Origin of the sequence: Nocardia otitidiscaviarum NBRC 14405, assembly GCF_000308635.1 — a bacterium.
Classification (GTDB): Bacteria; Actinomycetota; Actinomycetes; order Mycobacteriales; family Mycobacteriaceae; genus Nocardia; species Nocardia otitidiscaviarum.
In genome coordinates, this window is record NZ_BAGD01000021.1 from 1 (window position 1) to 18,260 (window position 18,260).

Annotated in this window: 17 protein-coding genes; 7 read left to right on the top strand and 10 right to left on the bottom strand. The window is 68.5% G+C overall.

The annotated features are described in order from the left end of the window. Together ON31_RS01535 and ON31_RS01540 are read right to left on the bottom strand one after the other, a co-directional pair. Nucleotides 1–1,741: DUF2142 domain-containing protein (locus ON31_RS01535; RefSeq protein WP_039808562.1), on the bottom strand; the 1,741-nt coding region annotated here is incomplete at its 3' end. Further along, nucleotides 1,738–2,712: a glycosyltransferase gene (locus ON31_RS01540; protein WP_039808564.1), complete on the bottom strand. Its 975-nt coding sequence runs from the start codon at nt 2,710–2,712 to the stop codon at nt 1,738–1,740. The genes ON31_RS01540 and ON31_RS01535, both read right to left, overlap by 4 nt. A 246-nt stretch (nt 2,713–2,958) precedes the next feature. Between ON31_RS01540 and ON31_RS01545 the strand changes: the two genes are divergently transcribed. The 3 genes from ON31_RS01545 (at nt 2,959) to ON31_RS01555 (ending at nt 6,761) form a co-directional block, all read left to right on the top strand. Further along, a complete protein-coding gene (locus ON31_RS01545) occupies nt 2,959–3,453 on the top strand; it encodes a GtrA family protein (RefSeq protein WP_244961442.1) in 495 nt (164 codons plus the stop codon). Between the two features lie 123 nt (nt 3,454–3,576). Next, nucleotides 3,577–5,481 carry a glycosyltransferase gene (locus ON31_RS01550; protein ID WP_081592148.1) on the top strand — a complete coding sequence of 635 codons (1,905 nt, stop codon included), beginning with the start codon at nt 3,577–3,579 and terminating at the stop codon, nt 5,479–5,481. Between the two features lie 329 nt (nt 5,482–5,810). Continuing rightward, complete coding sequence (locus ON31_RS01555) at nt 5,811–6,761, top strand: phosphotransferase family protein (protein WP_039808566.1); 951 nt, start codon at nt 5,811–5,813, stop codon at nt 6,759–6,761. 15 nt (nt 6,762–6,776) lie between these two features. On the opposite strand, the gene ON31_RS01560 is transcribed toward ON31_RS01555, so the two are convergent. After that, entirely contained in the window at nt 6,777–7,367 is a 591-nt protein-coding gene (locus ON31_RS01560) for a TetR/AcrR family transcriptional regulator (protein ID WP_039808568.1), read from the bottom strand. A gap of 21 nt (nt 7,368–7,388) precedes the next feature. On the opposite strand from ON31_RS01560, the gene ON31_RS01565 reads away from it, so the two are divergent. Further along, nucleotides 7,389–7,763 carry a hypothetical protein gene (locus tag ON31_RS01565; protein ID WP_039808570.1) on the top strand — a complete coding sequence of 125 codons (375 nt, stop codon included), beginning with the start codon at nt 7,389–7,391 and terminating at the stop codon, nt 7,761–7,763. After that, complete coding sequence (locus ON31_RS01570; RefSeq protein WP_039808572.1) at nt 7,760–8,260, top strand: hypothetical protein; 501 nt, start codon at nt 7,760–7,762, stop codon at nt 8,258–8,260. The genes ON31_RS01565 and ON31_RS01570 overlap by 4 nt, the downstream gene beginning before the upstream one ends. An 87-nt stretch (nt 8,261–8,347) precedes the next feature. Here the strand turns inward: ON31_RS01570 and ON31_RS01575 are convergent, their stop codons facing one another. The 6 genes from ON31_RS01575 to ON31_RS01600 form a co-directional block, all read right to left on the bottom strand. After that, the gene (locus ON31_RS01575; RefSeq protein ID WP_039808601.1) at nt 8,348–9,196 is read right to left on the bottom strand and encodes an SDR family oxidoreductase; all 849 of its coding nucleotides are present in this window, start codon (nt 9,194–9,196) and stop codon (nt 8,348–8,350) included. Between the two features lie 196 nt (nt 9,197–9,392). Beyond that, nucleotides 9,393–10,526: a ribosome small subunit-dependent GTPase A gene (rsgA, locus tag ON31_RS01580; protein ID WP_039808574.1), complete on the bottom strand. Its 1,134-nt coding sequence runs from the start codon at nt 10,524–10,526 to the stop codon at nt 9,393–9,395. A 221-nt stretch (nt 10,527–10,747) separates the two neighbouring features. Further along, nucleotides 10,748–11,674 carry a galactofuranosyltransferase GlfT1 gene (glfT1, locus tag ON31_RS01585; protein ID WP_051036654.1) on the bottom strand — a complete coding sequence of 309 codons (927 nt, stop codon included), beginning with the start codon at nt 11,672–11,674 and terminating at the stop codon, nt 10,748–10,750. Next, a complete protein-coding gene (gene wzt / locus ON31_RS01590; RefSeq protein WP_029930376.1) occupies nt 11,671–12,492 on the bottom strand; it encodes a galactan export ABC transporter ATP-binding subunit Wzt/RfbE in 822 nt (273 codons plus the stop codon). Before wzt ends, glfT1 begins: the two co-directional genes overlap by 4 nt. Before the next feature lie 4 nt (nt 12,493–12,496). Then, nucleotides 12,497–13,330, bottom strand: coding sequence for a galactan export ABC transporter permease subunit Wzm/RfbD (wzm, locus tag ON31_RS01595; RefSeq protein ID WP_051036655.1), 834 nt, complete (start codon nt 13,328–13,330; stop codon nt 12,497–12,499). Nucleotides 13,331–13,604: 274 nt separating this feature from the next. Further along, on the bottom strand, nt 13,605–14,201 hold the full coding sequence (locus ON31_RS01600) for a bacterial proteasome activator family protein (protein WP_029930374.1): 597 nt from the start codon (nt 14,199–14,201) through the stop codon (nt 13,605–13,607). 110 nt (nt 14,202–14,311) lie between these two features. Between ON31_RS01600 and ON31_RS01605 the strand changes: the two genes are divergently transcribed. After that, complete coding sequence (locus ON31_RS01605) at nt 14,312–15,517, top strand: cysteine desulfurase-like protein (RefSeq protein WP_039808579.1); 1,206 nt, start codon at nt 14,312–14,314, stop codon at nt 15,515–15,517. 161 nt (nt 15,518–15,678) lie between these two features. Here ON31_RS01605 and ON31_RS01610 read toward each other — a convergent pair whose 3' ends face one another. Beyond that, nucleotides 15,679–16,680 (bottom strand): NAD(P)H-quinone oxidoreductase, encoded by a 1,002-nt coding sequence (locus ON31_RS01610; RefSeq protein ID WP_039808581.1) that lies wholly within the window; start codon nt 16,678–16,680, stop codon nt 15,679–15,681. Between the two features lie 312 nt (nt 16,681–16,992). Here ON31_RS01610 and ON31_RS01615 point away from each other — a divergent pair, with 312 nt between their 5' ends. Then, nucleotides 16,993–18,168: an alpha-hydroxy-acid oxidizing protein gene (locus ON31_RS01615; protein WP_039808583.1), complete on the top strand. Its 1,176-nt coding sequence runs from the start codon at nt 16,993–16,995 to the stop codon at nt 18,166–18,168. The last annotated feature ends 92 nt before the right edge of the window (nt 18,169–18,260 follow it).

Below are 18,260 nucleotides of genomic sequence, written 5' to 3' on the forward strand. Positions count from 1 at the left end.
CGGCGACAATGACGACGGCCGGTCCGCGTGACGGCGTCCGCCCCTCGGAATCGGTGAGCCGCAAGGGCATCCAGCGCAGCACCACCGCCATGGCGGCAATGGCCAGCGGCACGAAGTACCGGCCCTGCACACCGTCGATGATGTAGTAGCCCACCGGCGTGAAGGACATGTACAGCGTCACGTAGATCATGGCGACGCTGGCCAATACGGTCAGCGCCACAATGGTGGTGCGCGCGTTGCTCGCCCCCGGCAAACGATCGGCAATGCCGACGCTCACCGCGAAGGCGAGCAGACAGGCCAGCATTGTGATGGCCGGAACATCGATGTAGGCGAAACCCAGTTCGCCGAAGAACTGGGTGAACCAGCGCTGGTCGCGCAGCCACACACTGTCGCCGAACACGCTCAGGAAGCGCAGCGGATCGCTCAGGATCTCCGAGAGCTGATCGCCCGGCCGCACGGTGCCCCACTGGTGTCGGGGCCGCATCAGGCTCATGCCCTCACCGGTCGGGGCGGCGACCTTCATCCACGCCGCGAACACGCCCGCGCCGACGGCCGCGACCACCCACGGCAGGAAGCGCAGCGGTCCGCGCAGACCGTAGCGCCGCGCCGGAATCAGCACGGTCAGCATGGCCAGCAGCACGTAGGTCGGCTTGCTGATCGGCAGCAGCACCGTGGCGGTGAGCGCCGCGACGGTCTCCGGCCGGGTCAGCCGGTCGCCGAGGAACAGCCCCTTCACCAGCAGCGCCGACACCAGGATGGCCAGCGCGTTGGTCATGGTGTCGGCGGTGACCGTGCCCGCCTGGAAGACGGCGATGGGCAGCACCGCCACCGTGAACGCCAGCCACTGCACCCGGTGCCCGCGTAGCGTCCGCAGCGCGAAGCCGACGATCAGCACGTAGGCCAGCAGACCGGACAGCCGGGTGACGGTATTGAGTGCGCCGACACTCAGGTCGAGTGCCTCGGAGAGCCGAATGCCCAGGGCCGCGGGGACATACGGAACGGGGGAGTAGGCGGCGGTATTGGTGAACCACACATCCCGGGTCTCCGACGTCACCGGTGCCGCGCCCAGGCGGTCGTAGACGCCCGGATCAGCGACCATCGGATCGGGCTCTTCGGGATTGTTGTTGTAGTCCCCGAACGCGTAGCTCATCAGCGCGTCGATACTGGTCGGCACCTGACCGCCGTAGGCGACGTCGCGATCGTCGGCGATCTGTTCGGGGGTGAACCCGCCGTGCGCCACCTGATATGCCCGCCCGAACTGGGTGATCTCGTCGTGGCCCCAGAACGGCGGGGTGGCGACGGCGAACAGCGCCCCGAAGACCCCGGCCACCACGACGAAGGCCAGCGCCGCCGTACCGAACCGCCGTTCGACGGCGTCGACGATGCCGCTCATCCGACCGGCCCGCGTCGCACCGACTCCGACCTTGGCGGGCTGTGCGCGCTCGTCGGCGGCGACGGCCGCGTCGGTCGCCGTCGACGTGGCGCTCACGTCTTCGGGCGCAGCCGGTTTCGCGGCGCTCACCGTGTTCGGCCGCCGCACCTCGTCCCAGATCGGGGTATCGGTGGCCGCGGCCGGTCCGTCGCTTTCCGATGCGGCAGCGGCTGTCGTATCGGAGGTCGTCGCGGTGCTGTCGCCGCCGTGCGTCCCGTTGCCGTTCTTCGATTCCACCGCGTCATTCTCCGACTCCGCGGCCGAGTCTCCGGCCGACGCCGCGCCGGATTTGTCGGATACCGAGGTCATCGGCGCGAACCGCCGGAATGCTCGGGCTCCCGTTCTCCGGCTCCGACGGCCGAGTAGCGCAGATAGATCAGTCGCGCGGCCTCGTGCCGGGAGCGCTTGATGCCGTCGAGAATCAGACCGGCCGTCCACGCGAGCGTGCCGAACAGCAGCAGCGTGAAGCCGAGGAACAGCGTGGGGAATCGCGGCACCTCGTGAATCCGATAGAACTCCACCACGATCGGAACGATCAGAACGACCGACAGCAGCCAGGCCAGCGTGCCGAACAGCCCGTAGAAGGCGACCGGTCGCTCGTGCCGCGCCAAACCGATGATCAGGCGCAGGATCTTGAACCCGTCGTGATAGGTGCGCAGTTTGGATTCACTGCCCGCCGGGCGATCCCGGAAGCCGACCGGCACCGCGGTCTGCGGCACCCGCAGATGCTGTGAATGCACCGTCAGCTCGGTCTCGATCTCGAACTCGCGCGACACCGCCGGGAAGCTCTTCACGAAACGTCGGGAGAACACCCGGTACCCGCTCAGCATGTCCTCGACGTTCTCGCCGAACACCTTGCCGACCACGCCGTTGAGCACCTTGTTGCCGGTCTCGTGCCCGACCCGGTACGCGGACTCGCCCGCGAGTTCCCGCCGCACCCCCAGTACGTGGTCGTACGGGCCCTCCAGCAGTGTCTTGATCATCAGCGGTGCGGCCGAGGCGTCGTAGGTGTCGTCGCCGTCGATCATCAGATAGATGTCGGCCTCGATATCGGCGAAGGCGCGGCGCACCACGTTGCCCTTGCCCTTGCGGTACTCGGTCCGCACGATCGCTCCGGCCTCGCGCGCCCGCTCCGCGGTCGCGTCGGTGCTCAGATTGTCGTAGACGTACACGACGATGCCCGGCACGGCGGCCTTCAGGTCGGTGACGACCTTCGCCACCGCGGCCTCTTCGTTGTGGCACGGCACGATGGCGGCAATGCGAAGCTCGGTGGACTCCACCCGGTCAATCCTTGCGATTGGAAGGGATAACGACATCGGGAGGGTACAGGCAGTGACCCCCGCCGCACCCGCTCACCCTCTCATCCCTCCGGCATACCCGCACCCCGAGCCCGTATGCCTCGCGTGTCGGTTCCGACTCGCCGTACGACGGCCCTGCTGCCGCCGCCCGGCCGGGTGTGCTCGGTCCGGACGGTCTCGAGCCCGCGACGGATCGCGCATCTCCGGTTCTGCGGTACCGTCGGCCCGGTGTCCACGAGTGAGCCCACGGTCACCGAGCCGGATCGAGGCGTGTCCCTGACCGGCAAGGCGCGCGCGTTCCTGCGCAAGGGCGGCGCCTTCCTGGTGGTCGGCGCCATCGGATTCCTGGTCGACGCGGGCACCTACAACGTGCTCGTGTTCTGGGGCGGCGAGGGCCCGCTGTTCCACGCCCCGCTGCCCGCCAAGATCATCGCCATCGGCGTGGCCACCGTCGTCACCTATTTCGGCAACAAATGGTGGACCTATTCCGATCACGGGGGCGAGACCGGCACCCGCCACATCCTCGTCTACGCCCTGCTCAATGTCATGGCCATCGGACTGCAACTGAGCTGCCTGGGTTTCTCCCGCTATGTGCTCGGGCTCGACAGTCCCTTGGCGGACAACATCTCCGGAACTCTGGTGGGCCAGGCGGTGGCCATGGGCTTCCGATTCTGGGCGTACGGGAAGTTCGTATTCACCGGCCCGCGCGACAATGACGGCTAGCGCGGGTTCACGGTGCTCGGCGGCGGATGCATTGATATTCTCGCCCCGCCGAGCGCGTTCGTGGAACTGCGTCCACGTCATGGTTGAGCCGGTTTCTGTGGTAATTCGAGGGATAAGGGATTCATGGTGGACCAGTCGGGTGGGCAGGCCGTGACCGAGATCAGCGACCGGGAGACCGTGGCCGCGCCGGAGGCCCTGCGTGCCGATCACGCCGCACCGGAGCGGCTCGTGCTGGCGCGCGGCGTCTTCACCGGCCCCGCGCCGCGTATCAGCGACGATCTGTACGCGGTCGTCAAGGGCGGCAAGGCGACCCGGGAACGTTTCACGCTGCGCCTGCCCAAGGGCGCGAGCGCGCACACCAACACCTACTTCGGCCGTTTCGCCGCCAGCTACTGGCAGCGTTGGACCACGGTCACCGAGGTCGAGGCCGCCCTCACCCTGGAGGTGACGGGCAAGACCCTGGTCCGCCTGGCCGCCTCCGATATCGCGGGGCACCGGCGCGTGGTCGCCACCGCGGAGACCCGCGAGAGCGGCCGCGTCGCGCTGCGCGCCGCCCTGGACATGTATGTCGACGGCGGGGCCATCTGGCTGGAGATCGACGCCGTCGGCGGTGAGGTGCTGATCAGCGATCTGCAGTGGACCGCGCCCGCGCCGGAGCGGGTGCGCCCGGTGGCCATCGCCATCTGCACCTTCAACCGGGCCGAGGATTGCGCGCACACGGTGGCGGCGCTGGCCTCGGATCCGACGGTGCTCGACGCCATCGACGCCGTCTACGTCGTCGACCAGGGCACCGACCTGGTGGCCGACCGCCCGCTGTTCCAGCAGACCCAGCCGCGGCTGGGTGACAAGCTGCGCTATATCCGGCAGCCGAATCTCGGTGGGGCGGGCGGCTTCACGCGCGGCCTCTACGAGGTGTCGGCGGCCAATGAGCACGCCGACGTCATCCTCATGGACGACGACATCCTGTGCGAGCCCGAAACGGTGCTGCGGCTCAACGCCTTCGCGAACGTGACCGTGGAACCCACGCTGGTCGGCGCGCAGATGCTGTTCCTCTACAACCCCGACTACCTGAACGTCGGTGCGGAGGAGACCGATCTCGGCAAGCTGCGGCACGGCCAGAAGGTGTCGAAGGCGCTGCGCAACACCAGCATGCTCAAGAAGCATCAGGAGCGCCGCGTGGACGCCGGGTACAACGCCTGGTGGACCTGCCTCATCCCGGCCGAGGTGGTGGCGCGCATCGGGCTGCCGGTGCCGATCTTCTTCCAGTGGGACGACGTCGAATACGGTCTGCGCGCCCGCGAGCACGGGTTCGTCACCGTCACCCTGCCGGGCGCCGCCGTCTGGCACGCGGACTTCTACTGGAAGGACTTCGACGACTGGGCGCGCTACTTCTCCTCGCGCAACTCCCTCATCGTCTCCTCGCTGCACGCCGACCTGGATCCCAAAGCCGTTACCCGGCAACTGCTCCGCGAGATCGGTGAGTACCTGGTCGGCATGCAGTACGGCCTGGCGCACACCACTCTCCAGGGCATCGAGGACTACCTGAGGGGGCCGGAGGCGCTGCGCGACGGCGGCCAGGCCGCGCTCGCCGCCGCCCGCTCCTCCCGCGCCGACTATCCGGAGACCGTCAAGCATTCGGCCGCCACCGCCCCGGTTCCCAACGCGCACATCGGCATCCGCCGCGCGGGCGGCGAACCCAGCCGCCCCCTGCTGATCCTGTTCAAGCGTGCCATCACCCAGTGGACCGGCCGCACCCAGCCCGGACCGGTCGGCGTCACCCGCGAGGACGCGCACTGGTGGCACATCTCGCTGTTCGACCACGTGGTGGTCACCGACGCCTCGCAGTCCGGCGTCCGAATCCGCAAGCGGGACAAGGCCACCGCCCGCCGCCTGCTGCTGCGCGCCATCCGGGTGCTGCGGCAGCTCCGCCGCGAACTCCCCGACCTGCAACGCCGCTACCGCGCCGCCATGCCGGAACTCACCAGCCGCCGGAACTGGGAGCGCCTCTACGGCATCGACGCCGAGTGAGAAACCACCACCGAGCGCGAAGCTCTTGAAAAGCGCAGCGGCCGTGCCCGATCGGGCACGGCCGCTTGTTCTTCGCGGGACCGCCCCCACAGCGATCCGGCGACGCTTTCGACTCATCGAATCTGCCACGGCCGTCGCGAAGCCGCAAGCGGATTGTGCCCGGAACATCGCCGCCCCGGCGCACCGTCGATCGACGACCTCGCGGCGACGACCACCGACGGGTGATCGCGGCAGCTCGGCAAGGACGAAGGGGTGGGCTACCGCGATCCGCCGGGCGGACCACGGCCCGGCACGGTCGGTACCGAATGTGATCGCGGTACCGTCGTCGAATGGCGACGGAGATGACACCGCAGCAGTTGGCGGACCGCACTTCTCGTGCGCTTGCCGCGGCCACGGCCGCAGGACGGGAGCTCGGAGTGGAGGTGGGCGAGGCGGTCGTGCTGTACGACGTGTTCTCCGTCATCGTGCACCTCGCACCGGCGCCGGTCGTGGTGCGCGTACCCACGGTGCTGCCGTCGTACGTCACCCCCGAGGAGCTGGCGGCGCGGCAGCGCATCGAACTGGATGTGGTCGCCTGGCTCGCCGACCGTGGTGTCCCGGTGATTCCACCCAGCCCGCTGGTGCCACGGGAACCGGTGCTGCGTGACGGGTTCTCCATGACGTTCTGGCAACTGGTGGCGGTGGACGGCGACGCGGAGCCGGATTTCGTGCGCAATGCCGAACTGGTCGCGCGCCTGCACACGGAGATGCGCGACTATCCGGGCGAACTGCCGTTCCTGTCGGCGGCCGAACCGCGCATGGTCACCGAGAGCCTGCGGTTGCTCGAACAGCGCCCCGATCTGCTCGACCCAGCGGACCTCGAGCGCGCGCGGCGAGAATGGGAACTGCTCGAGCCGCTGGTCAGCTCACGCGCCGCGTTCGAGGCCGCCTTTCCCGGCGTGAACCTGCAGCCCATCCACGGTGACGCACCGATCGCGAACATCATCGCCACCGAAACCGGCCCGCTGTACTCCGACTTCGAACTGACCACGCTCGGCCCGGCGGAGTGGGATGTGGCCTTCTTCGGCCCCGAGGTCGAGGCCGCGTACAACGCCGTCGTCCGTGATCACGGTCTGCGCATGCTCGATGAGCGTGTGCTGCGCTTCGTGGACGCCGTGGGTTTCGTGCGGGTCGTCGCCTGCCTCGCCCTGGTGCCGCAACTGCCCGCGCTCGCCGAGTCGCTGAAGCCATCCATCGATCAGTGGCGGACCATGCCGTTCGCCGCGGGACTGTTCACCTGACCGGTGTCGCCCCCGCTATCGACCGGTGGTGAGCAGTGCGCGGGTGGCCGACGGCAGGTCGGTTTCGAGCCAGTCGGGCAGGCCGTCGCCGTGGGCGTGCCTGCGGATGGCGGCGTAGGGCAGGTCCACGATGGCGCGGGCCACCGCGTCGAGTTCGCGCGGGCCGTCGCTGCCGTAGATGCCCCGGGCGATGCGGTGCAGGTGCTCGATGAGCGGCGCGTTCATGGTGGTGAGGCGGTCGCCGAACGCGGTGTCGGGTGCCCCGTCGAGCAGGTCGCTGGGCCGCAGGTTGAGCAGCAGGCGGGCATCGTCGAGGGATTCGCGGCCGAAGGCGACGGAGGCGGCGCAGATGGCGACCGCCGCCTCGATCGGGTCGTCCACGGCGGCGGCCTCGAGCACCCGGGCCTGGAAGCGCTCCAGCGCGCGGATCCACGCGGCGGTGAGCACCCCGTTTCTATTGCCGAAGCGGTGGTAGAGGGTGCCCACGGGCGCGCCGCTGGCCTCGGCGATGGCGGCCACCGAGGCCGCGCGCGGGCCGTCGCGCAGCACGAGCGAGCGGGCTGCGTCGAGGATCACGTCGGTGTCGTGCTTCCGGGGAGGTGCCATGAACTAGTACAGTCCTTCTATATGGAGCGTTTGCCCTATATCGATCAGCATTCCAGGATAGTCGCCGCCGATCGGGAACGGACCTGGGCGGCCCTGCTGCGCTGGGCCGAGGTCGACCCCGACGATCACAGCACACGGTTGGCCGGATTCGTGCTCGACGAGGCCGATCCACCCCGGCGGGTCTCCTTCGCCGGCCAGAATCGCTTCACCCGCTATCGGGTGAGCTTTCACCTCGATGACCTCGGCTCGCGGCGCACCCGGCTGACGGCCGACAGTCACGCCGCCTTCCGCGGCCGGATCGGAAAGGTCTACCGCGCCCTGGTCATCGGCACCGGGGGCCACGCGCTCGCGGTGCGGTACCTGCTTCTCCGCATCGCGACGGCGGCGGCATCATGACACCGGGACAGGTATGGGGTGCGAGCGCGGAGGAGATCGCCGCTCGAATGCCCTGCGACAGCGCGTTGTCGCGGCGGGCGCTGGTCTGTGACCGCGCCGTCTCCATCGACGCACCGCCGACGGTCGTCTTCGCCTGGCTGTGCCAGCTACGCGTCGCGCCCTACAGTTACGACCTACTCGACAACTTCGGCCACCGCAGCCCTCGCGAACGCGATCCGGAACTGACGAAACTGGCGGTAGGGCAGCGCTTCATGGGCTTGTTCGACCTCGCCGGCTTCACCCCCGGCGAGCAGATCACCCTGGGCAGCTCGCATGTGGCGGTCACCTACGCGGTGCGCCCGACGGCGGGCGCGGGCAGTCGCCTGCATGTGCGGGCGCTGCTCGGATGGCCGCGCTGGATCGCCGTCCCGCTGGCCTTCGGTGACCTTCTCATGATGCGCAAACAGTTGCTCACCCTGAAGGAGCTGGCCGAGCGGGAGGTCCGGTCGGCGGTGTGACCGATGCACCGGGCAGGAGTTCCCGCGAGCAGTGCCGTGGTACCGATTCCGATCATTTCAGTTACACGGCAGCGCAAGCGCTTTCGGCTACAGGAACAGATCCGTGGTCAGCGGTCCGTCGCCCGGCACCACCCGGTACCTGTCCAGATCGGTGACCCCGTGTGCCGCCAGCACCTCGTCGTCGATGAAGAAATTGCCGGTGGTGTCCTTGGCGGGGGAGGTGAGCACCAGATAGGCCGCGTCCGCGTAGATGTCCGGCGTGCGGGAGGTGGCGATCATCTGTTCCCCGCCGAGCAGATTCTTCACCGCCGCGGTGGCGATGGTGGTGCGCGGCCACAGCGAGTTCACGCCGATGCCGTACTTGCGCAGTTCCTCGGCCAATCCCAGCGTGGTGAGCGACATGCCGTACTTGGCGATGGTGTAGCCGAGTGAACTGCCCGCCCATTTCGGGTCCAGGTTGAGCGGCGGGGACAGGGTGAGGATGTGCGGGTTGCGGCCCGCCGCGGCGGAATCCTTCAGCGCCGGGATGCAGAGTTTGGAGAGCAGGAAGCTGCCTCGGCAGTTGATGTCCTGCATGAGGTCGTACTTCTTCATGGGCAGCACCTCGGTGGGCGACAGGTCGATGGCCGAGGCATTGTTGACCACCATGTCGATGCCGCCGAAGCGCTGCGTGGTGAGCTGGACCGCCTCGGCCACCGCCTCGTCGTCGCGGACGTCGCCGACGAACTTGAGTACCTGGCCACCCGCCTGCTCCAACTCGGCGGCCGCGGTGTGGATGGTGCCCGGCAGCTTCGGATGCGGCGTATCGGTCTTGGCGATGAGCGTGATGTTCGCCCCGTCCGCCGCCGCCCGCCGGGCGATCTCCAGCCCGATCCCGCGGCTGCCACCCGACATGATCATGGTCTTGCCCGCCAGCGGCTTCGCAGCGTCTGTCATGGGTACCACTCCTGTTCGTCTGCCTTCGCCCCGTTTCGATCATCCGCGCGTCGGCACGCGAACGGGGTGAAAACCTGCCGAATCGGACACTAAGCCACGGTCGGTCTATATGCAACTAGGTGCATAGCGGCGCGCGACCGACGCTGAAAGACCGGACGGTCGGCGGCGCCCCCGCCGACCGTCGCGGTTCTCGCCCTCAGTGGTGGCCGCGGTCCTTGTACATGCGCCGCTGCTGCTTGGCGATATCCCGCCGGACCTTCGTGCGCTCCGCCCGCAGCCGGTGATCGGTCCGCGCCGCCATCCACTCGTTCTCCCGCGAGAGCTTGCGGTAGCTGTCGAAGCGGCGCTGCGGCAGCGCACCCGATTCGAGGGCCTCCCGAACCGCGCACCCGGGCTCCCGTTCGTGCGCGCAGTCGGTGAATCGGCATGCCGCGGCGAGGGATTCGATATCGCTGAAGGTGCGCCCGATGCCGTCGCTCGCATTCCACAGGCCGACCGAGCGCAACCCGGGCGTATCGATCAGCGTGCCCCCGCCGGGCAGCGGGCGCAGTTCCCGGTGCACGGTGGTGTGCCGACCCCGCTTGTCGTTCTCGCGAACGGCATTGGTGGCGAACACCTCCGCGCCGAGCAGCGCGTTGGCGAGCGTGGATTTTCCGGCTCCGGACGGACCGATGAGCGCGACCGTGCCGGTCAGCACCGACACGAGCACATCCATCCCCAGTCCCGTCGACGCGCTGACGCTCAGCACCGTCGCCCCCGGCGCGACCGCCCGCACCTGCTCCAGCGGAACGGTCACGGCCGCATCGGCTTTGGTCAACACCACCACCGGTTGCGCCCCGGATTCCCAGGCCAGTGCGAGCAGGCGCTCGATCCGCCCGAGATCCACATCGCCGTCGGCGGGCGAACAGATGAGCACGGTGTCCACATTGGCCGCCAGCACCTGATCGGCCGACCGCGCCCGGGAATCCGAATGTCCCGACACCGCCGCCCGAACGATGGCGGTGCGGCGCGGCAGCAGCATGCGCACCACCGCGTCGTTCAACATCCGCCGGGTATCGGGCCGCGCACCGGAGTCGCTGCCCAGCCCGACCCAGTCGCCGGTGCACAGCCCGCTCACCTCGGAGTCGGCGCGCGGGCAGCGGGCGCGCACGACCACCGCCGTCATCCGGTCGGGCAGACGGGTATCGGAAATAGGTACCGCCACTTCGCATTCGCTGCGCTCCATGCGCAGCACGCGGGCCGGTACGAGGGTGTCGCCGAGCAGCGGCAGGCAGTCGGCGGCGACGGCCGGAGTCCAGCCGTAGGGAATCAGCAGGTCGTAATCGACCACAGACATGATGGGAGAGTCCTCGATAGGGCACCGAGCCCTTCCCGGGACTCAGTGCGGGCAAGTGGAGATGGATACCGACCGGGCGAAACCTCGCCCCGGCGCGACAATCCGCGGTGTCGTTCGCACGTGTATCCACCTCCCATCTCTCCTCGAGCGGTCACCGACCGCGAGCCCGACAACGAACGGCATCACCCTGCCAGCGGCGGGGCGACGGCCGCAACTTATTTTTCCGGCGTCGGCTTGTGGAACTGTTCGCGGCGGCCCAGCCGCTGCAACCGCAGCCACTCCATGAGCCCGGCCGGGTCCTTCTGCTGGATCAGGAAGAACCACCCGAACCGCGCCACCTCCTGCGGCAGCAGCTTGCGCATCCCCGGCTGTGACATCAGATACCCGCGATTGCGGTAGGTGAAGTACCGCTTCACCGGATCGTCCGGGTACTGGGTGTGCATGCGCCCACCGAGAATCGGCTTGAACTCCGCCGACCCGTTGGGATGCAGGTAGGCGGTCTGCAAGCAGGTGCCGAACGGCAGTCCGGAGCGCACCAGCCGCCGATGCACCTCCACCTCGTCACCGCGCACGAACAGCCGCAGATCCGGCACGCCGATCACATCCACGGCCTCCGCGGAGACCAGCGCGCCATTGAACAGCGAGGCGATACCCGGCAGGAAATCCTCGTCGCCGAGTTCGGAACGCAGCCGCCGCCACACCAGCCCGCGCCGCAGCGGGAAGGCCAGCCGATCCGGTTCGTCGATATCGGCCACCACCGGCGACACCTCGACCAGACCGTGCCGCTTCGCGCAGTCGAACAGCGTCTCCAGCACCTCCGGGCCCTCGGGCCGACCGTCGTCGTCGGCCAGCCACACCCAGTCCGCGCCCATGGTGAGCGCGTGCAGAATTCCCAGCGCGAAACCGCCCGCACCGCCCAGATTGTGTTCCGAGCCCAGATAGGTGGTCTCGATGGGCTGCTCCCGGACCAGCTCGCCGACCTCGGGTTCGTTGCCGTTGTCCACCACGATCAGGTGATCGATGGGGCGAGTCTGCGCGCTGAGTACCTTCAGTGACTCGGCGAGCAGTTCGCGGCGCTTGTGGGTGACCACCACCGCGATGATCCTGGCACCGTCGTAGATCGGCGAATGCTGATCGGTCATGCGGGATTTCGCTCCATCTCACGTTCGCGTTGCAGTTCACGCAGCACATGCGCCACGTGATCCCCGGCTTCGTCGCCCTCGTAGGCGCGCACCACTTCTTCGATTCCGCCGTGCATCCGAACATGCCCGTGGTCGATCCACAATGCCGAATCGCACAACTGGGCAAGAAATTCGTTCGAATGACTGGCGAATACCAGGATGCCCGAACGTGAAACGAGTTCTTGGAGGCGCACCCGCGCCTTCTTCATGAATTCCGCGTCGACCGCACCGATGCCCTCGTCCAGCAGCAGGATTTCCGGGTCGATGGAGGTGACCACACCCATGGCCAGGCGCACCCGCATGCCGGTGGAATAGGTCCGCAGCGGCATCTCCAAATAGTCACCCAGCTCGGTGAATTCGGCGATCTCGTCGATCTTGGCGAGCATCTGCTTGCGGGTCTGCCCGAGGAACAGGCCGCGGATGATGATGTTGTCGTACCCGGAGATCTCCGGATCCATGCCCACGCCCAGATCGAAGACCGGCGCGACGCGGCCGCGAATGCGCGCGGTGCCGCGACTCGGCTCGTAGATGCCCGAAAGCAGGCGCAGCAGCGTCGATTTGCCCGCACCGTTGTGGCCGACCAGACCGACCTTGTCGCCCTCCTTCAAGGACAGCGAGATGTCGCGCAGCGCCTCCACGACCACCACATCGGACTGGTTGCGTCCGATCGCGCCGCCCGCCTTGCCCAGGAACGCCTTCTTCAGCGACCGCGACTTGGCGTCGAAGATCGGGAACTCCACCCACGCGTTCTGGGTCTCGATACTCACATGTTCGGTCATGCCATCACACCCAGTACGGGACGCGGGAACGGAATTGCTTCATAGCCAGTATCGCCACCGCCCAGCCGACAACGGTAATCACCGCCACCACGATCCAGCTGCGCAGATGGATCGGGTCGCCCAGCAGCGGGGCGCGCACGATCTCCAGGTAGTGATACGTCGGCACCAACTCCACCAGTTTCGCGCGCTCGCTCACCGCACCGCCCTGATCGTGCAGCGCCTTGGTGGTCCACATGACCGGGGTGAGCACGAACAGCATGAGCGTGGTGCTGCCGAGGATCGGCGCGATATCGCGATAGCGGGTGCTGAAGATGCCGAAGAAGATGGTCACCCACATGGCGTTCATGAACAGCAGCAGAATGCCCGGAATCGCCAGCAGGATGGTCCAGTCCAGATTCCGCCACACGCCGAACAGCACCAGCATCAGGATGTAGATGGCGGCGTTGTGTATGAAGAAGAGGAACTGCCGCCACACCAGCCGGTAGACGTGCACGCTCAACGCCGAGGGCAGCTGCTTGATGAGGCCCTCGTTGGCGATGAACACATCCGAGCCCTCGAGGATGCTCGCCGAGATCACGCCCCACACGATCAGGCCGACCGTGACATAGGGCAGGTACTCGCGCAGCGGCTGATCCAACAGCGTGGAATAGAGGATGCCCATCGCCGTCGCCTGCATACCCGTGGCGATGGTGATCCAGAACGGCCCCAGCACCGATCTGCGGTAGCGCTGCTTGATGTCCTGCCAGCCGAGCGACAGCCACAACTCGCGCTGGGAGAAGCCCTGGCGGAAATCCTTGAACGCACGGCGGAACGACTGGGAGTCCGACACTAGCGGCACCGGGGAGTCGGCGGTGGGCGCCTCGAGCGTCGCCGAGTCGGTGGGAGCAGCAGCAGGCACAGCACCTGACTGTACTAGTCCGCCTCTCCGCGTACTCAGCGCACGGCTGAGAGCCGTTGAGAGTCGTGCACGCGTGCCGGCGGCCGGGTGCCGAACCGATTCTGGGCGTACCCGGGGAGTTACCCGCATCTTGCGAGATCAGTTGTCGCGTTCGATGCGATGGGTGTTTCCGATGTCGGGGGGTGGGAGCCTGGGTGCTCCCACCCCAAACAGGTCAGAGGTACTGCCCGCTGCCGCCGGTTACGCCGCCGCCGGGGTGGCGGGGGTCGGGGGTGTGGGTGCCTGGGGGGAGTTGGCGCATTTGCTCGAGTTGGGCTCGGGCGGCCATCTGTTGGGCGAAGAGGGCGGTTTGGATGCCGTGGAAGAGGCCCTCCAGCCAGCCGACCAGTTGGGCCTGGGCGATGCGGAGCTCGGCGTCCGAGGGGACGGTCTCGTCGCTGAAGGGGAGGGCCAGGCGTTCCAGCTCGTCGCGCAGCTCCGGGGCGAGGCCCTGCTCCAGTTCCTGGATGGAGGTGCGGTGGATCTCGGCCAGGCGGGTGCGGCTGGCGTCGTCCAGCGGCGCGTGCCGGACCTCCTCGAGTAGCTGTTTGATCATGGTTCCGATGCGCATGACCTTGGCGGGCTGCTCGACCATATCCGCGAGCGACTCTTCTTTTTCGTCGGATTCGCCGGTTTTGTCGTCGCCCATCACATCGCCGGTGAGCGCTTCGTCGCCGGTCGAACCCGATTGCGCGCTCGCCGGAATGATCAACGGTCGGCCCTCGGGACCAATCACGACAATGGAATCCGGTGTCCCGTCCGATTGCGTCATATTCCCTATCCTGCCGTCTCCCGGTCGAACGCGCTAAGGCACCCGCCGACGGGAGTCGAACACAGCAACACGGTTACGCCGGTCTGGCAACTGCCTTTAGAGTGGCCTGCATGACTTACGACGTCGCAAGGGTGCGGGGCCTCATACCGTCCCTGGGCGACGGCTGGATCCATCTCGACCCGCAAGCCGGCATGCTGGTCCCGGATTCGGTATCGCGGGCCGTATCAACAGGTTTCCGGACCTCCGCCTTCTCGCACACCAACCGGCACGGCGCCGCCAAGCGCAGCGCCGCCATCCTGGAGGCCGCCCGCGAAGCGGTCGCGGACCTGGTCGGCGGCGATCCGGCGGGCGTGGTGCTCGGCCCCGACCGGGCGGTGCTGCTGGCCTGGCTGGCCGAGTCGCTGAGTTCCCGGCTGGGGCTGGGCACCGGGATCGTGCTGTCGCGTCTGGACGACGAGGCCAATGTCGCGCCGTGGCTGCGGATCGCGAATCGGTATGGCGCGCACGTGCGCTGGGCGGAAGTGGAGATCGAGACCTGCGAAATGCCCGCGTGGCAGTTCGAGGAGCTGATCGGACCCACCGCCCGGCTGGTCGCGCTGACCGCGGCGTCACCGATCGTGGGCTCGGCCCCGGCGGTGCGGGTGGCGGCCGACCGGGTGCACGAGGTGGGCGGCCTGCTGGTGGCCGACTGCTTCGGCGCCGCCCCGTACGCGCTCATCGACATCGACGAACTGAATGCCGACGTCGTCGCGCTCAGCGCCCCGGCCTGGGGCGGCCCGCAGATCGGCGCGCTGGTGTTCCGCGACCCGGCCTTCCTGGACCGCATCCCCTCCATGTCGCTCAACCCCTACGCCAAGGGTGCGGAACGGCTGGAGGTCGGCGGTCACCAGTACGCCCTGCTCGCCGGGCTGACCACCTCCATCGACTACCTGGCCGGCCTGGACGAGCGCGCCACCGGCACCCGCCGTGAACGCCTCGAGATGTCGATCACCTCCCTGCAGGACTATCACGACCAGCTCTTCGAGCACCTCATGGAAACCCTGGACACCATCCCCAACCTCACCGTCATCGGCCGCGCCTCCACCCGCATCCCCACGGTGTCGTTCACCATCGCGGGCATGCAGGCCGAGAAGGTCTCGGCCAAACTGGCCGACGCCCGCATCGGCACCCTGAGCGGGTCACACGGCGGCAGCCGCCTGCTCGACGCCCTCGGCGTCAACGACGAAGGCGGCGCGGTCACCATCGGCCTGGCCCCGTACACCACCAGATTCGAGATCGACCAACTAGGCCGCGCGCTCGCGGCGCTCGACACCTAGCGGTCGCGGCGGACCATCCCACCGGCTTCGGCCCGTGCGTGGCCCATAGCCGAAAAGTGTCATTCGCTCATAAGCGCCATCCTGGTGGGTTGGCCCACCGTCGCGCGATCTCGCGCGTACGGCGCTGCCGTGCTCGCGTTCTGCCGAACCCGCCGTGGCGCTCAGCGGTGTGTGCTCTCGCCGATCGCGAGGATGACCTTGCCCACCGTCTTATCGGAGTCCAGCAGCCGGTGGGCTTCGCCGACCTCGGTCACCGGCAGCTCGGCGTGTACGACCGGCGTCACCGTCCCGTCGGCGACCAGGGGCCACAGGTGCTGCCGCAATTCGGCGATGATCTCGGCCTTGGAGCCGCGCCCGGTGGCGGGGCGGCGGCGCAGATTGGTGGCGTGGATGGTGCCGCGCTTACCCAGCAGCGCGCCCAGATTCAGTTCGGCTTTCACGCCGCCCTGCATGCCGATGACCACCAGCTGCCCGTCCTCGGCCAGGGCGTCGACATTGCGGGCCAGATAGGCCGCGCCCATCACGTCGAGAATGATGTCCGCGCCGGAACCCTCCGCCCGCAGCACCTCCACGAAATCCTGTTCCCGGTAATTGATGAGAATGCTCGCGCCCAATTCCGCGCAGGCGTCCAGCTTCAACCGCGAACCGGCGGTCACCGCCACCCGTGCCCCGCGGCTCACCGCCACCTGAATGGCGTGTGTCCCGATCCCGCTGCCGCCGCCGTGAATCAGCAGCAACTGCCCGGCGTGCAGCCCGGCCCGCATGACCAGATTCGACCACACCGTGGCCGCGACCTCCGGCAGCGCCGCCGCGGCGGCCAGATCCAGCTCCGCCGGCACCGGCAACACCTGTGTCGCGGGCACCACCACGCGCTCGGCGTACCCGCCACCGGACAGCAGCGCGCACACCCGGTCGTCGGGGCGCAGATCCCGCACTCCCGCACCGACTTCCGCGATCACTCCGGAGCATTCCAGCCCGATGATCTCGCTGGCTCCCGGCGGCGGCGGATAGAACCCCTGCCGCTGCAGCAGATCCGCCCGGTTGACCCCGGCGGCCACCACCTCGATCGCGACTTCACCCGGCCCGGGCGCGGGCAGGTCGGGAACCTCCGCCCACCGCATGACCTCGGGCCCGCCGAATCCGTCCAGAGTCACCGCGTACATACCGCGAGCCTACGACGCCTGCCGATGCAGGATTCCCATCCAGCGCTCGGGCAGCGCACAGCATCCTGTCAGCTTCCACCGGCAGGCTGGGAACCGCAGCTCGAGAAAGGAGTTCCCATGGTGGGATTCATCGTGACGCTGGCCATGTTCGGAATGCTGCTCATGATGGCCGTGTCCGCACCGCTGGCCGGTACCTCGTCGCGCGCCCTGGTACGGGTGCGCCGCCGCTGATCCTGCGGCCGGAGAGCCGAATTTCCGCAAGGATTTCCGACGTCGACGCGCGGTGTGGTCCAAACCACTAGCGTCTCGTGAATGAGCAGTTTCGTCGACTTCCAGTTCGAGATCTACTTTCATGGCCTCGGCGGTACCGTCCCCGCACTACCGATGACCGCGGCCGGACTGGAAGCACGCGCCCGGGAGGTGCTCGACCCCGCGGCGTTCGCCTATGTGGCGGGCAGTGCCTCGGCGGAACGCACCGCCGCCGCCAATCTCGCCGCCTTCGACAAATACCGGTTGCTGCCGCGCATGCTGCGCGGGGCCACCGGACCCGGTGTCCGTGACCTGTCGGTGGAGGTGCTCGGCACCCGCTTCGCCGCGCCCGTGCTGACCGCGCCGATCGGCGTGCTCGGGCTGCTGCACGAGCGCGGTGAGACCGTGGTCGCCGACGTGACCCGGGAGCTGGGCATCGGCATGGTGCTGTCCACCGCCGCCTCCTCCACCATCGAGGAGGTGGGCGAGCGGGCGGGCGACTGGTGGTACCAGCTGTACTGGCCGAACGATCCCGAACTCGCCCGCTCCTTCGTCGAGCGCGCCGAGAAGGCCGGAGCCAAGGCCATCGTGGTCACCGTCGACACCCCCGCGCTCGGGTGGCGGCCGCGCGACCTCGAGCACGGACATCTGCCGTTCCTGCACGGCAAGGGCATCGCCAACTACCTGTCCGATCCGGTCTTCCGGGCCCGGTTGGCCGCCGCGCCCGAGGAGGGCGAGGAGGCCATGCGCAATGCCATCCTCACCTGGGCCGGACTCTTCGGCAATCACGCCCTGCGCCCGGCCGATATCGGTCACCTGCGCGAATGGACCGAGCTGCCGATCGCGGTGAAGGGCGTCCTGCACCCCGACGACGCCCGCCAGTGCGTGGACGCCGGAGCCGACGGCGTGATCGTCAGCAATCACGGCGGCCGCCAGGTGGACGGCGCGGTCGCCGCCCTCGATGCGCTGCCGACCATTGTCGCGACCGTCGGCGACCGGGCCGATGTGCTCTTCGACTCCGGGATCCGCACCGGGTCCGATGTCATGGTGGCGCTGGCGCTGGGCGCGAAGGCCGTCCTGCACGGGCGGCCGTGGGCGTACGGCCTCGGCATCGCGGGAGCCGACGGTGTCCGCCACGCGCTGCGCTGCCTGCTCGCGGATTTCGATGCGGCCATGGGGCTTTCGGGCTGCACGTCGGTCGGCGACCTGTCCCGCACCATGATCTCCTCCTTCCGTTGACGCCATGCGCTCGGCAGCACCCAGACCGGCCGGAGCGCCGGAATACAATGAGCCGGTGGTCGACGGTCCCGGGGGTCGCACAGCGACCGAAC